Source organism: Mesorhizobium sp. M1312 (assembly GCF_040318115.1).
Taxonomy (GTDB): Bacteria; Pseudomonadota; Alphaproteobacteria; order Rhizobiales; family Rhizobiaceae; genus Mesorhizobium.
Window position 1 is genome coordinate 70,286 of the sequence record NZ_JAMYLQ010000012.1, and the last position, 14,233, is coordinate 84,518.

The window sequence follows — 14,233 nt, forward strand, 5'->3', positions numbered from 1 at the left end:
AATCGATTTCGGAAAGCAGGATGCGTAGATTTAAAGCGTTAGAGTGTAGCTTGTGCGTCCAACTGGACGCACGTTGCTCTATTCCAGCGGGACGCTGAGCGATGTATGTCATCCGCATGAAGAACTGCGCCTTCTTCGCCCGGCACGGCGTGCTGGATGAGGAGGAGACGCTCGGCCAGCGTTTCTATGTCGACGCTGCGCTCACCGTCGAACCCGGCCGCGCGCTGGTCGACGATTCCATCGAGGATACCGTTCACTATGGTGTCGCATTCGGGGTGATCGAAAGGATCATAACCGGGGAAAGGCGTTTTCTGATAGAAGCGCTGGCGCTGGAGGTGGCCCGGGCGCTAACGGCCCGGTTTCCCCAGATCAAAAAGGCCGAGATTACTGTGCGCAAGCCGAACGCGCCGGTGCCCGGTGTGCTCGATCACGTAGAGGTGACCGTTGTCTGGCCAGAATAACACGGTCTACCTCAGCGTTGGGGGCAATCTCGGCGACCCGGCAAGGTCGATGGGCGCGGCGCTGCGCATGCTGGACGCCGACGAGAACACGCGCGTCGTTGTCGTCTCCTCGCTTTACCGCACGCCGCCCTGGGGCAAGCTCGACCAGCCGGATTTTCTCAATGCGGCTGCCGAAATTTCGACCGTGCTCGCACCACATGCATTGCTCGATCTCTGTCTCGACGTCGAGCGCAGGCTGAAGCGGGTGCGCGAGGAGCGCTGGGGTCCACGCCTGATCGACATCGACATTCTGGTGTTCGGCGATCGGATCATCCACGAAACCGGGCTGGAAGTGCCGCATCCGCGCATGCTGGAGCGCGCCTTCGTTCTGGCGCCGCTGGCCGAGATCGCGCCTGACCTCACCGTCGACGGCAGAAGCGTGGCGGAGCGGCTTGCCGCTCTCGACAGCGGCGGCATCGAGCAATTGTCGTCCGGTCGGGATTGGTGGCTGACCTAAAGCATCGGACCATAATCTCTTTACCACTTTTGGCTCCGATGCATTGATCTCAGCCGGAAAATCCGCCCCCGTCGAGGAACACCTGTTCCTCCGGCGTCGTTTCGCGGCCAAGCATCCTGTTTCGATGCGGAAAGCGGCCGAAGCGCTGAATGATCTCCAGGTGCTCGACCGCATATTTCAGATAGGATTGGGCTTTGGCGGTAAAGAGGTCCATCGATTTGAGCTGGTCGGCGAGATGCTCCGAATGCTCATACGGCAAATAGAGGAAGGCGCGCAGGCCTTCGTCAAGCGCCAGATCCTGGCCGGCGGCGATCGCCTTTTCGGCAAAATGCCTTGCCAGCGGGTCAGTGGCATACATATGGCCGGTGCCGCGAAAGCAGTTTCGCGGGAACTGGTCGAGCAGGATCATCAGCGCCAGTGAGCCTTCGGCATGCTCCGACCAGTCGTCGCATTCACGCCGCGCGGCAGCGTAGTGCAGGTCGAGAAACCGGTTGCGGAACTCCGCATCGAAGACGTCCTTCTTCTCGAACCATGCATCCTCTCCAGCGTCACGCCAGAATTTGGTGACGGAGAGCGCGGGCTCGTCCAGTTCGATCATCTGTTTGCTCCAGGTGTTAAATCCGCAGGCTCGGATTTATGCAGAACGCCGGCGGTTTCTTCATTGAGCGCCTGACCGGTGCGGCGCGGCTGGCTGAGCGGCGTCGGAATCGGCGTGCCGATATTGCCCTTGAGGAAGCGCGCTCCGGCGCGAACGCCTTCGGCGAGCTGCAGCTCGAAACGGGCGGCATCGCGATGGCGGACATCCTCGATCACCTCGGCGACTTCCTCCGGGTCGACGCCCAGCGCTTCCAGCGTGGAGCCGCCGAAGACAAGCGCTGATTCGAAGGTTTCGCGAATCTGGAAATCGACGTCGGCACGTATCAACTGCAGTGCGGTTCCGCGGTCGAAAGCGCGTGCCAGCACGGTCAGCAGGGGGAACTCCGCCTTGATGAGCTTTGCGATGCGGACGGCGACATCGGGCTTGTCGACGCAGATCAACACGGCGCGCGCGCGGCCGGCGCCTGCGGCACGCAGAATGTCCAGCCGCGTGCCGTCGCCATAATAGACCTTGAAACCGAAATCGGCCGCCGCCTGGATCATCTCGACCTCATTGTCGATGATCGATACATCGATCCCGCGCAACAGCAGCGGTTGGCTGGCGATCTGGCCGAAGCGGCCGAAGCCGATGATCAGCACGCTGCCGGTAAGGCCATCGGCGATGTCAACGCCTTCGAGCGACTGCTCGTCGCGCGGCGTCAGATACCGCAATGCCAGAATGGCCAGCGGTGTCAGCACCATGGAGATGATCACGATCGCCGTCAGGGTCGCGTTAGCCTGGCTGTCGATGATGCCGACCGCCGCGGCGGCGGAATAGAGAACGAAGGCGAATTCGCCGCCTTGCGCCATGAAGACGGCACGCTCGAGCGCTTCCCGGTGACCGGTCTTGAGGATGCGGGCGACGAGATAGATGCCGATCGCCTTTATTACCATGTAGGCGACGACGTAGATGACGACAATCCGCCAGTTTTCGACGACCACATGCAGGTCGAGCGACATGCCGACAGCAAGGAAGAACAGCCCGAGCAGCACACCCCGAAATGGTTCGACATCGGCCTCCAGCTGATGGCGAAAGGTGGATTCCGACAACAGCACGCCGGCCAGGAAAGCGCCCATCGCCATCGACAGGCCGCTGAGCTGCATGGCAAGCGCCGACCCCAGAACGACCAGAAGGGCGGCTGCGGTCATCACTTCGCGGGCGCGGGCGTCCGCCAGGATGCGGAAGAACGGATTGAGCAGATAACGCCCGGCCAGCACCAGCCCGACGATGGCGGCAAGGCCGATTCCCACCTCCGTCAGCCGCTGCGCATAGCTCATATCGGTGCCGCCCGGCGCCAGGAAGGCGATCAGGGCCAGCAGCGGCACGATCGCCAGGTCCTCGAGCAGCAGGATGGAGACGATGCGCTGGCCTTTGGGCGCCGCGATCTCACCGCGTTCTTCCAGAAGCTGCATGACGATCGCAGTCGAGGTCAGCACGAAACCGGCGCCGGCGACGAAGGATTGCGAGACCGGAAAACCTCCCGCCAGTCCGACTCCGGTCAGCAACAGCGCGCACACGCCGACCTGCAATGCCCCAAGGCCAAAGATTTCTCGCCTGAGGCCCCACAACCGTGACGGCTGCATCTCCAGCCCGATGATGAACAGGAACATGACGACGCCGAGCTCGGCGACGTGAAGAATGGCTTCCGATTCGGAAAAAATGCCGATGCCGAACGGGCCGATGACCACGCCGGCCGCCAGATAGCCGAGGATGGAACCAAGCCCCATGCGCTTGAAGATCGGCACGGCGACAACACCTGCGGCGAGCAGCGCCACCACGTGGATCAGATCGCTGCCCCCTGCCTCTGCCGCCATGCCTGCCGTTCCGTTCTTTTCAAGGACCGCTGCATGTGCGCAGCATCGAGCGGCCAAGATAGGGGCTTCGGCAGAAATCGAACAGTCCGAATCCGGAAACTGGTGCGGCAGTGTTGCAGGCGCGCTCCACAATTTATGCACCCGCTGCGTTGCGTGTTGCAGCAATCGGGCGCTAAGGACGCGCGGCTTTGGCCGTGAAGGGCGGACGACGATCAAGTCGGCCGCCTTTTTTGAGGGAGACAACTGACATAAAGATACTTTTGCTTGTTGCCGTTGGCATCGCGGCACTTGCCGGCTCAGCCTGCTCGAAGGCGCCGGACTGCACGACCGAAATGCTGACCAAGAAGGCTCAGGACATGACTGCAGCCCTTCAGGAGGCAATTACCAGAGATCCGGCCAAGGCAGCCGATCTCACCGCCAAGGTCCAGGCGGTCACGACCAAGTTTCAAGGCACGACGACGGCCGACGAGGCCTGCAAGGCCTATGACGAGCTGACTGCCGCCATCAAGGCCTGAGAATCGATTTGAGTTTTGCAAAAGAAGCGGTGGCCGTGGCTGCCGCTTTTTTGCAACTAGACTTGAGCGCCGCCTATCGGACGTGCAAAAGGTTGCTCAGTTCGGGGCGATCGAGCCGACTTCGACCGTATCGACGCGCTTCAGCTTCATGCCAATGACCGGCACCAATTGCTGGTCGACGCGCACCGCGACAGTCACCGTCATCGAATTGTCGTTGGCGACAAGAGCCTGCATGACGCCACGCAACTGGTTGCGGTTGATGGTGAAGACGACCTTGTTGGCGCTGACCACGTTGCCGCCGATAATGTCGAGGCCGGAACCGGCGGCACCGCCCATGAAGCTGCCCTTGTAGCCCTCGCGGCCCTTGTGCTGGATCGTCGCCGACATCTGCTGGGTGAACATGCCGACCCGGCAACCGCCGTCGAGCGACATGCCGATCTTGCCGTCAGGTGTCGAGCCGGTGAAATTGCAGGTGAATTTCGTGCCCTTGTATTTGCCGGCGACGATTTCCCCCGGGCCGACCCATTCGCCTTCCACCGATTGAAAGAACTTCTTGTCCCGTTCTGCTGCAAAGGTCTTTTCGGCCAGGCCGGCAGTTGTTGAAACCACAACCGCCATCGGCAGGACACTGGACAAGATCACGCTTTTCATCGACGACACCCGGCAACAAAGAGACTGGTTTGGAACCCGTCCGACCATGAACAAGATTGGTTAATGCTTCGTCACCGCTAGCGCATGGCACCGAGGAATCGGATTGCGCTGGGGTTCATGCGCAAAAATCAACGTGCTGCAGCGTCCCTTGGGTGCCCAGCATAGCACATATTGCGCTGGAGCAGGTGTCACGTGTCGGAAGCGGATGTTTCCTTCTGCTTTTTGGTTGCGAACGATGTCAGAGCGGACAGGAAATCACCCATGCCGGGCCGTCTCGTGGCGCTGAAGGGCAGGGGCCTTGCTGTCTCCATCGCAGCAATGCCGATGCGCGCCGTCATCATGCCGTTGACGACACCTTCGCCAAGCTTGGCCGAGAGCCGGGCGGCGAGGCCATGGCCGACGATCTGCTGCACGAAACTGTCGCCGACGGCGATCGAGCCGGTCACTGCCAGATGAGCGAGAACGCTGCGCGCCAGGCGGAAGAACCCCAGCGTGCCCGGCCGGCCGCCATAAAGTTCCGACAGCCGGCGAATCAGCCGCCCCGCTTCGAATACGACATAGGCGACGTCGACCAGAGCGCGAGGGCTGACCGCCGTCACCAGCGACACACGCTTCGCCGCTTCGAGGATCATCACCTTGGCGCGCTCATCGAGCGGGCCGAGGATTTCGGCCTCGGCCAGGCGCACCAGATTGCCACCGTCAATGATCTCGTCGCGCAAATCAGCCAGCGCGCGTCTGCCGGCCGCGGTTTCGGGCTTGGCCGCGACGAAGGCCGAGAGTTCGTCGACCACCGCGCGAGCGGCTTTCGGATCGTCGCGGGCAATGGCGTCGAGCGCCCGCTTCTGCAGCTTTTCGACCTCGGCGAGGCGGGCGATCGCCAGGAACTCGCGGGCAAGGATGACCAGAAGCGCGAGCAGCGCGATCACGGCCATCCCGGCGGCCAGCCAGCCCAGCCATTCGGCGCGCGCGAACAGATCGCGAATCAGCTGATCGGTCCAAAGGCCGAGGGCCAGCGAAACCAGAACGCCCAATGCGCCGAACAACAAGCTACCTGATATCGAACGCTTCCGCGGCGCGGTCGCCGGCGGCGGTTCGGCGGCGATAATATCCGGCTCGTCGAAAACATCGATTTCCGCCGGAGTGACGACGGCAAGATCAGCCTTCACGGTGCGCGGCTTTCTGACCGATGGAGCGTCGGGCTGGCGCAAAGCTGCGCGTTCTTTTGGCGGGGCTTCCGGCTCGATGCGAAATGCCGCCGGCTTGCGGGGCGCGGTCATGCCAGATGATCTCCGATCAGGAACTGCAGGGCGCGGTCGAGCCTGATATGCGGCAGCGACAACGTGACGCCTTCAGCCGTGCGTTCGAGCTTTGGCGGGCGAAAGCGCACGAAGCGGATCGCCGGGTCATCATTACTTTGTCGATGGTCTGGGCTTTGCCGATGGTCTGGTCCAGAGACATCGAATACCGCATCAATTTTCTCCGGTAAATCACCGGGAAATATGGCTGTTTCGGTTCTTCCATCAAATGTTTCGCCGTTGATCTTTTCACCTTTCAGCGGGGTGCCAATGATGACCGGCAGCGTCTCACGGCCTTGCTTGACCGTGCCTTCCCGGGTCGCGCGCACCGCCGCCAGGGCAACCACGTCGACATCGGCGCCGGTGAAATTCGCCCGCGCCACGGCACGGTCGGCAAGCCGCCGCACGATCGCCTGCAGCCGGTCGTGGCTTTCGTGGTGCAGATGGTCCGCCTTCGTCGCCGCCACCAATATGCGGTCGATGCGCCTGGAAAAAAAGTCGGTCAGGAAATTGCCGCGGCCGGGGCGAAAACAGGCGAGGATTTCGGTCACCGCACGTTCGAGATCGGCCATCGCGCCTGGGCCTGCGTTCAAGGCCTGCAGGGCGTCTATCACCACGATCTGACGGTCGAGGCGCGTGATGTGCTCCCGGAAGAACGGCTTTACGACATATGTCTTGTAGGCCTCGTAGCGCCGCTCCATCATCGCCTGAAGCGACCCGGAACGCGCCCGCGGCTCACTCAGGCCCGGCAAGGGCGCGAAGGTCAGCGCCGGCGAGCCCTCAAGATCGCCAGGCATCAGGAACCGGCCGGGTGGCAGGGTTGAAAGCGCCCGCTCGTCGAGCTTGCATGCCTTGAGATAAGCGGCGAAGCTCTCGGCGAGGCCTCGCGCGGTCATCTCGTCGGCGTCCGCATTCGGGTCGACTGCGGCGGAGAGCGCGCGCCATTCCTGCGAAAGGTCGGCGCGCACCGGCAGCACGGCGATCTCGAACGCTTCGCGTGAGAAATCAGCGTAGGATTTGCCGAGCAGCGGCAGGTCGAGCAGCCATTCCCCGGGATAGTCGACGATATCGACCGACAATCTGCCTGATGAAAACATGCGGCTCCAGCCGGAGGCCGATTCATATTCGATGGTGAGCCTCAGCTCGGAAATGGCACGTGTCGAATCCGGCCACAGGCGGTCGTTGACCAGGGCCGCGACGTGATCCTCGTACTGGAATCGCGGTACGGCGTCATCCGGTTGCTCTTCGAGGAAGGCACGGGCGATGCGTCCCGATTTCTGCGCCGCGAACAGCGGCAAGCGCCCGCCATGGATCAGATTGTGGACAAGGGCTGAGATGAACACTGTCTTGCCTGCGCGGGAAAGGCCAGTCACCCCCAGCCGCAGTGACGGTGAAAAAAGCCCTGTAGCGCGCCCCGACAGCGTATCCAGGGCAATCTTCGCCTCGTCGGTGAAAGTGGTCAGCGATGATGCCAAATCGGTTCTCTCGGGGCTTCGGTACGCTCCGATATAGACGCTGCCACCTGGATTTGAAACGGCGTCAGAGATCAACCGGCGTCACGAAGGCTTCGAGATAGCCGGTGCCCTGCGCGGCGTTGGCAAGACTGCCTGGAAAGCGGACGACCGCAAGGCCGGAGGTCGGGAAGCCGTGGTTCAGCATTGCCCTCGCAGCCTCATCGCCGTCGCCCGAAAGCGCGATAGTGATATCTTCCGTCATCGGGTTGTGGCCGACGATGAGCAGCGAGCCGGGCCCGCCATTGCCGCGGATGAGGTTGAGATAGCCGGCGGCATCCTCGCTGTAGAGCGTGTCCAGGAATAGGACCCGGCCTGTATCGGTGTGACCGGCCAGACCTTCCAGCGTCTGGCGCGCTCGCTTTGCGTTGGAGCAAAGGGTGAGGTCCGGAACGTAGCTGCGGGCCCGCATGGCCGCACCCATCGTTTCGGCGTCGGCGAGGCCGGATGCTTCGAGCGGACGATCGAAATCGCGCATGCCGGGCAGGGCCCATCCGGCCTTGGCATGCCTCAACAGATAAAGCTTGCTCACCGGCCCCTCGCTTGTGCCAAACACCGAAACTCGTCAAAAGGCGCTGCAGGATTAGCCATGAGAAAGGCCTTATGCACAATGGCCAGCACCTTTCAAACCCAACAAATCATACGCGAATTCGCTCGCGCCCTTCATGCGAATGATGCGGCCGATACCGTTTTGCCCGACATTAACAATTGCGTGAAACTGTCGTCGATTACGCTTGTGCAGCATTCGGTCCGCGAATATATAGGCGCCAAAATTGGGGCTGTTGGGTGAGTCGAATGAACGACATCGTTACTGCCGATTACGTACCCTCCGAAGACGAGCCGTTCATGAACGAACGGCAGAAATCCTACTTTCGCCTGAAGCTCGTCACCTGGAAGAACGACATACTGCGCGAAGCGCGCGAAACTCTCGAAATCCTGCAGCAGGAAAACGCCAACCACCCCGATCTCGCTGATCGCGCCTCTTCGGAAACTGACCGCGCCATCGAACTTCGCGCCCGCGATCGCCAGCGAAAACTCATTTCAAAGATCGATTCCGCGCTTCAGCGCATTGATGAAGGCACTTACGGTTATTGTGAGGAAACCGGCGAGCCCATCGCGCTGAAGCGGCTCGATGCGCGTCCGATCGCGACCTTGTCGATCGAGGCGCAGGAGCGCCACGAGCGCCGCGAGAAGGTCTATCGCGACGACTGAAGCACAGGCGAAGCGCCTAAAAAGCAACAATAGCGAATATTCTCATGACCGGTCTCCGGCCATTTTTTGTTAGCTGTTCGCCGGCCCGGTTTCTGGCCGGTTATCTTTTCTGGCTGGAAAGCTCGCCGAGAAGCTTCGTCATCTCGTCATCGAGAGACGACGGCGCCTTTGCCGCCGGCTTGCTCTCCGGCTTGGCGGGGTGCGGGTCATCAAACGAGACCTCGAGCTCCCTCATCAGCGTATCGTCAATAGAATCCTGCTTTGCCGGGGAATCCTGTCTTGCCGGCGATGGCGCGTGTCGAAAGGCACTGGCGTTCGCCGGTCCGTAGGCGGGCAGCGGGGTGATGGTCGCCGATTGATGGCTTTGCGCTGGCTTCGGCGACGGCGCTGGCGCCGTCTGATGGTGCCGGACAGGCGTCGGGGCCGCGCTTACCGGCTGCGGAGGCGGTGCTTGCATCATTGGCGCAGGAGCCGGCTGAGGCGCGCGCGGCCGCGGTGCCGGCTGATGGCCGCCGCCATCTCCGGTCAGTGCAGGACGGCGCAGCGCCGACAGCCTGATGTCGCGTTCGACGACGACGTCGGTCGGGCCGCCGATCAGCAGCAGGTGCTCGATATCGTCGCGGCGCACCAGCACCAACCGGCGGTGACTGTCGACTGCGGTGGCGTCCATGACGGCCAGGCGCGTCTTGCGGTTCCTGCCGCCGGCAACGAATGTTCCGAAGGTCAGATTGCGGACCAGCTTGATGATGAGGAGAATGATGACCACAAGGACAAGCGCGACAAACGTCCACAGGATTGCCGCGGCATAACCAGGACCCGCCACACTATCCAGCCACTGCAGCATTGGTGCCCCCAATATCGGCTTTCGAAGAAGACGCGACACTAGACTGTTGCGGCACGCCACTGCAAGTCGCCTTTCGCGCCTCTTGAACAGCTTGAAACGCCAATGTGGTGGATTTGAAGTCCCTGCCAATTGGGGGCGTCAGCATTCCGGAACTTCAAATCCACTACGCTGGATTCTTCGGCAAGTTGCTGGTGTGATGACCCGAAATTCGGTCCGCGTTGCACCACAGCGATAGGAATTTCGGATTCACCGCACCAGGCGCCGAACGGGTGTCATTTTTAGCGAACATTTGCCGCCAAGGCCTTTTCCGGGCCCTGAGAATGTGATTCAACCGGGCAGGGGCAGTACCGGAATTCACGAGCAGGGGGCACATGGCCAAGGAAGCGCGCGGCGATTTCTATCCGGTACCGATCGTCGACCAGAACACGCGACCGGGCGCGGTCACCCGGCTCATCGTCTTCATCGTCGTCCTGACGGGCGCTGCGATCGTTTTCGGCCTTTTCCGCGAACGTCTAGGCGATCCGTTCCTGCTTGGAATGCTTGGCGTGCTGGCGATGATCGGCGTCGGCTTCCTGTTCGCCACCGCCATCGGTTTCGTGCAGATTACACCGCGTTCGACGAGTGACGAGCTGTCGAAAGCCTTCGTCGATTCAATGTCGCAAGGCCTTCTGGTCACAGACACCAAGGGTCGTGTCGTCTACGCCAATCGGGCCTATGCCGACATGACGGGCGCGGCGTCCGCGGCGGATCTCAAGACGGTGGAAGGGTTGCTGTCCGATGTTCCTGAGGCTTCGGTGACCATATACCGGCTCGCCTCCGGCCTGCGCGACGGCCAGCCCGGCGACGGGGAGTTTCGGCTTGCGCAATCCATTCGACCCGGCGCTGAGCCGGGCGCGCGCTGGTATCGTGTCCGCGCCCGCGCCTTCAGCGTCCCGGGCCAGCGGCTGCCCTTGCTCGCCTGGCAACTCGCCGACATCTCGGAAGAACGCGCCGAGCAGGAGCGGTTCTTCCTCGATCTGCAGGAGGCCATCGACCATCTCGACCATGCGCCGGCAGGCTTCTTTTCGGCCGATCAGGACGGCCGCGTCACCTACATCAACGCCACGCTTGCGGAGTGGCTGGGCATCGACCTGACGAGCTTTACGCCTGGTGCAGTCACGCTTTCGGAGATCGTCGCCGGCGACGGCATGGCGTTGGTCCGCTCGGTAAAGGCCGATCCCGGCACCACGCGCAATGCGGTCATCGATCTCGATCTGACCACGGTGAAGGGCGAGGCGCTGCCCGTGCGTTTCATGCATCGGGTTTCGGCCAGTCGCGAGGGTGCCAATGGTCCGACGCGCACCATCGTGCTCAACCGGACGCAGGGCGAAGACGCTTCCGCCGATCTGCGCGCCTCCGAGATCCGCTTCACCCGCTTCTTCAATTCGACGCCGATGGCAATAGCGGCGGTCGACAACAGCGGGCGCATCTTGCGCACCAACGCGCCTTTCCTGTCATTGTTTTCCTCCGTCGTCGACGGGGACGCGGTCGATCGGCGCGTGCGGTTGGACACTGTGATCCATGAGCGCGACCGGCTCGCCTTTGCCGCGGCGTTCGAAAAAGCGCGACAACGGCAGGCCGACATCGAACCGATCGACACGCTGCTGCCCGGCAATGAAGAACGGCACATGCGCTTCTACGTCAACGCGGTTGCCGACGGCACCGGCGAGGGCGCCGAAGAATCGGCTATCGTCTACGCCGTCGAGACCACCGAGCAGAAGGCGCTCGAGGGCCAGATGGCGCAAAGCCAGAAGATGCAGGCGGTCGGCCAACTTGCCGGCGGCATCGCACACGACTTCAACAACGTACTGACCGCCATCATCATGGCGTCGGACCTTTTGTTGACCAACCACCGCCCGTCCGACCCGTCCTTCCCCGACATCATGAACATCAAGCAGAACGCCAACCGGGCGGCGTCGCTGGTGCGGCAGCTTCTGGCCTTCTCGCGCAAGCAGACGCTGCGGCCGGAGGTGCTCAACCTGACCGACGTGCTTGCCGATCTGCGGATGCTGCTGGCCCGTCTGGTCGGCAACGACATCAAGCTGAAGGTCGATCATGGCCGCGATCTGTGGCCGGTGAAGGTCGACATCGGGCAGTTCGAGCAGGTGGTGGTCAATCTGGCGGTCAATGCGCGCGATGCGATGCCGACCGGCGGCGACCTCACCGTGCGCACCCGGAATGTGACGACAGAGGAGAGCAAGAGCCTTCCCTACCGCGAACTTGCGCCGGCCGACTATGTGGTGGTCGAAGTCGAAGACACCGGCAGCGGCATCGCCCCCGAAGTGCTCAAAAAGATTTTCGAACCCTTCTTCACCACCAAGGAGGTCGGCAAGGGCACCGGCCTCGGCCTGTCCATGGTCTATGGCATCATCAAGCAGACAGGCGGCTTCATCTTCTGCGATTCCGAGGTCGGCAAGGGATCGGTGTTCCGCATCTTCCTGCCGCGCTACATTGCAGAGGCCAGAACGGCAGGCGAACCCGGCGAGGCGCCGGCTGCACCGGCAAAGATCGCCGACGCTGCCAAGGATTTGTCGGGTTCGGCCACGGTGCTGCTCGTCGAGGACGAGGATGCCGTGCGCATGGGCGGCATGCGGGCGCTGACGTCGCGCGGTTACACCGTCCACGAAGCGTCCTCGGGCGTCGAGGCGCTGGAAGTCTTCGAGGCGCTCGGCGGCAAGGTCGACATTGTCGTTTCCGACGTGGTGATGCCTGAGATGGATGGGCCGACGCTGCTTGGCGAATTGCGCAAGCGGCAGCCGGACATCAAATTCGTCTTCGTTTCTGGCTACGCGGAGGATGCGTTCGCCAAAAACCTGCCGGCAGACGCGCATTTCGGTTTCCTGCCGAAGCCGTTTTCGCTCAAGCAACTGGCCACAATCGTCAAGGATGTGCTGGAATCTTAGGGCTTACTAATTCTCGCACTTGCGAAATGGCGTGAGACTGCCATGATTGTGGGCGAAACGGGCGGCGGGTTTTGGGGGAGCATGCCGTGACGCCGCACAACGAGGCAGGCAAGGGTGATTATGCCGCAACAGTGCTGTTGCCGGGCGACCCTCAGCGTGCCGAATGGATGGCGGAAACCTTTCTGGAGGCGCCGCGCTGCGTCAACCGTCGAAGGGAAGCCCTCGGTTTCACCGGCCGGTTTCGCGGCAAGCCCGTCAGCATCCAGTCCACCGGCATCGGCGTCTCGTCATTCCTGATCTACGCGCATGAATTGCTGGACTTCCATGGCGTCAGGACGCTGATCCGCACCGGTACCTGTGGTGCCCTGACGGCCGCGGTTAAACTGCGTAGCCTGGTGATCTCGCAGTCGGTGCGCGGTGAAAGTGCCGAGAGCGGGCAGGTTTTTGGGCTCTATGGTGCTGATGCCGGCCCCGATCCGGCGCTTTATGCCCAGGCATTGACGCGGGCCGCCGAATTCGGCATCGAACATCAGGCCGGGCTGACCATCTGCAGCGATATATTCTATCATCCTCAGGGCCGCGATCGCTTCGCCGAAGCGCAGGCCCACGGCGCGCTGGCCGTGGATATGGAGACCAGTGCGCTCTATCGCATCGCCGCGCATTTCGGCGCCCGGGCGCTGTCGATCCTGACTGTAGTCGACAATGTGGTGACCGGCGAGCAAACCGACTATTCCGAACGCCAGGCGCTTTTCACCGATATGACCCGCCTGGCGTTCGATGTTGCGATCGAAAGTTAAGCTGCTTGCCGCTTCGGCGCCGTGTGTTCTTCGATGCCCGGCCGATGGCCGCGCAGATAGAGAGCACAGGTCGTGCGCAGCATCGAGGCGAAGTTCGGAATCTGGCCATTGATCTCAATGGCCTCGTCATAGAGCTTCGAGATGAATTTCGGCGTCGTTAAACCTTGGCTGTCGGCGATCTCGTCGAGCAATGCCCAGAACGTCGCCTCGAGCTGGATGCTCGTCGAGTGCCCGTCGATGCGGATCGATCGATTGATCTGCCGGTAGCCCTCCGGATCCTGCCCGGCAAAAACCCTGCACATCGTTACCTCCCGTTCTTATGGTCTGGGCCGTTCTTATTCGTCTTGGCCATTCTTGTTGACTTTAGGCGCAATCAGCAGCGATTCGCGCCTTTGAGCAGTGCCTAATTGCGGCCAATTATCTTCAGCCGGAAAGCGGAAAACAGCAATCGGACTTTCGTCCTTAGGCGGTTTGCCACCCCGTCGTTAGATTAGCGCGTGGTAATCGGCTGCCACCACGTTTGCCGCAACCCGCGCATAATCACGCCGACGCGCACATCGCGCTTACCGCAACGGAGTGTCATTTGGCGAAGGCGATCCACACCATGATCCGGGTTCTGGACGAGACCCGGTCCGTCGACTTCTACCGGAAAGCCTTTGGACTGGATGTTGCTGAACGGCTCGACTTCGAAACCTTTACGCTCGTCTATCTGAGCAATGCCGAGGCGGGGTTCGAAGTCGAGCTCACCGTCAACAAGAGCCGCCAGGAGCCTTATGCGCTCGGCGACGGCTACGGCCATCTCGCGGTTTCGGTCGCCGATCTGGACAGCGAACATGACCGGCTCGGCGCGCTTGGCCTGAGCCCGAAGAAGATCGTCGAGTTCAACCGCGACGGAGCGCTGCTCGCGCGCTTCTTCTTCATCGAGGATCCCGACGGCTACAAGATCGAGGTTCTGCAGCGTCAGGGCCGGTTCAAATAGGAGACATTACGGCCGCGCCGGCCAGCGCGGCGCCAGCCAGGCACCTTCGGGTGCGAACAGCAAGCAAAGGGAGGAACAA

General features: G+C 62.0%; 15 protein-coding genes. 7 read left to right on the forward strand and 8 right to left on the reverse strand.

Going from position 1 to position 14,233, the window contains the following annotated elements:
• Window positions 1–101: 101 nt before the first annotated feature.
• Together folB and folK are read left to right on the forward strand one after the other, a co-directional pair.
• Window positions 102–461, forward strand: coding sequence for a dihydroneopterin aldolase (gene folB, locus NKH36_RS15995; protein WP_126106424.1), 360 nt, complete (start codon window positions 102–104; stop codon window positions 459–461).
• Window positions 445–957, forward strand: coding sequence for a 2-amino-4-hydroxy-6-hydroxymethyldihydropteridine diphosphokinase (folK, locus tag NKH36_RS16000; RefSeq protein ID WP_352959130.1), 513 nt, complete (start codon window positions 445–447; stop codon window positions 955–957). Before folB ends, folK begins: the two co-directional genes overlap by 17 nt.
• Before the next feature lie 49 nt (window positions 958–1,006).
• On the opposite strand, the gene NKH36_RS16005 is transcribed toward folK, so the two are convergent.
• A complete protein-coding gene (locus NKH36_RS16005; protein ID WP_502912050.1) occupies window positions 1,007–1,555 on the reverse strand; it encodes a DUF924 family protein in 549 nt (182 codons plus the stop codon).
• A complete protein-coding gene (locus NKH36_RS16010) occupies window positions 1,552–3,408 on the reverse strand; it encodes a monovalent cation:proton antiporter-2 (CPA2) family protein (RefSeq protein ID WP_352959128.1) in 1,857 nt (618 codons plus the stop codon). Before NKH36_RS16010 ends, NKH36_RS16005 begins: the two co-directional genes overlap by 4 nt.
• A 260-nt stretch (window positions 3,409–3,668) precedes the next feature.
• On the opposite strand from NKH36_RS16010, the gene NKH36_RS16015 reads away from it, so the two are divergent.
• Window positions 3,669–3,923: a hypothetical protein gene (locus NKH36_RS16015; RefSeq protein ID WP_352959126.1), complete on the forward strand. Its 255-nt coding sequence runs from the start codon at window positions 3,669–3,671 to the stop codon at window positions 3,921–3,923.
• A gap of 96 nt (window positions 3,924–4,019) precedes the next feature.
• On the opposite strand, the gene NKH36_RS16020 is transcribed toward NKH36_RS16015, so the two are convergent.
• The 4 genes from NKH36_RS16020 to NKH36_RS16035 all read right to left on the reverse strand — a co-directional run bounded on the left by NKH36_RS16020 (window position 4,020) and on the right by NKH36_RS16035 (window position 7,912).
• Window positions 4,020–4,574 carry a hypothetical protein gene (locus NKH36_RS16020; RefSeq protein WP_352959124.1) on the reverse strand — a complete coding sequence of 185 codons (555 nt, stop codon included), beginning with the start codon at window positions 4,572–4,574 and terminating at the stop codon, window positions 4,020–4,022.
• Window positions 4,575–4,762: 188 nt separating this feature from the next.
• A complete protein-coding gene (locus tag NKH36_RS16025; RefSeq protein ID WP_352959122.1) occupies window positions 4,763–5,851 on the reverse strand; it encodes a YcjF family protein in 1,089 nt (362 codons plus the stop codon).
• A complete protein-coding gene (locus NKH36_RS16030) occupies window positions 5,848–7,344 on the reverse strand; it encodes a YcjX family GTP-binding protein (protein ID WP_352959120.1) in 1,497 nt (498 codons plus the stop codon). Before NKH36_RS16030 ends, NKH36_RS16025 begins: the two co-directional genes overlap by 4 nt.
• Before the next feature lie 64 nt (window positions 7,345–7,408).
• Window positions 7,409–7,912: a SixA phosphatase family protein gene (locus tag NKH36_RS16035; protein WP_352959118.1), complete on the reverse strand. Its 504-nt coding sequence runs from the start codon at window positions 7,910–7,912 to the stop codon at window positions 7,409–7,411.
• 263 nt (window positions 7,913–8,175) lie between these two features.
• Here NKH36_RS16035 and dksA point away from each other — a divergent pair, with 263 nt between their 5' ends.
• A complete protein-coding gene (dksA, locus tag NKH36_RS16040; protein ID WP_006202025.1) occupies window positions 8,176–8,592 on the forward strand; it encodes an RNA polymerase-binding protein DksA in 417 nt (138 codons plus the stop codon).
• A gap of 100 nt (window positions 8,593–8,692) precedes the next feature.
• Here dksA and NKH36_RS16045 read toward each other — a convergent pair whose 3' ends face one another.
• A complete protein-coding gene (locus tag NKH36_RS16045) occupies window positions 8,693–9,436 on the reverse strand; it encodes a hypothetical protein (RefSeq protein ID WP_352959116.1) in 744 nt (247 codons plus the stop codon).
• A 371-nt stretch (window positions 9,437–9,807) separates the two neighbouring features.
• On the opposite strand from NKH36_RS16045, the gene cckA reads away from it, so the two are divergent.
• Together cckA and NKH36_RS16055 are read left to right on the forward strand one after the other, a co-directional pair.
• A complete protein-coding gene (cckA, locus tag NKH36_RS16050; protein ID WP_352959114.1) occupies window positions 9,808–12,378 on the forward strand; it encodes a cell cycle histidine kinase CckA in 2,571 nt (856 codons plus the stop codon).
• An 86-nt stretch (window positions 12,379–12,464) separates the two neighbouring features.
• Complete coding sequence (locus NKH36_RS16055) at window positions 12,465–13,175, forward strand: purine-nucleoside phosphorylase (protein ID WP_352959112.1); 711 nt, start codon at window positions 12,465–12,467, stop codon at window positions 13,173–13,175.
• On the opposite strand, the gene NKH36_RS16060 is transcribed toward NKH36_RS16055, so the two are convergent.
• On the reverse strand, window positions 13,172–13,477 hold the full coding sequence (locus NKH36_RS16060) for a ribbon-helix-helix domain-containing protein (protein ID WP_077384009.1): 306 nt from the start codon (window positions 13,475–13,477) through the stop codon (window positions 13,172–13,174). The genes NKH36_RS16055 and NKH36_RS16060 overlap by 4 nt on opposite strands.
• Before the next feature lie 281 nt (window positions 13,478–13,758).
• Here NKH36_RS16060 and NKH36_RS16065 point away from each other — a divergent pair, with 281 nt between their 5' ends.
• Window positions 13,759–14,154 carry a VOC family protein gene (locus NKH36_RS16065; RefSeq protein WP_352959110.1) on the forward strand — a complete coding sequence of 132 codons (396 nt, stop codon included), beginning with the start codon at window positions 13,759–13,761 and terminating at the stop codon, window positions 14,152–14,154.
• Window positions 14,155–14,233: the final 79 nt, after the last annotated feature.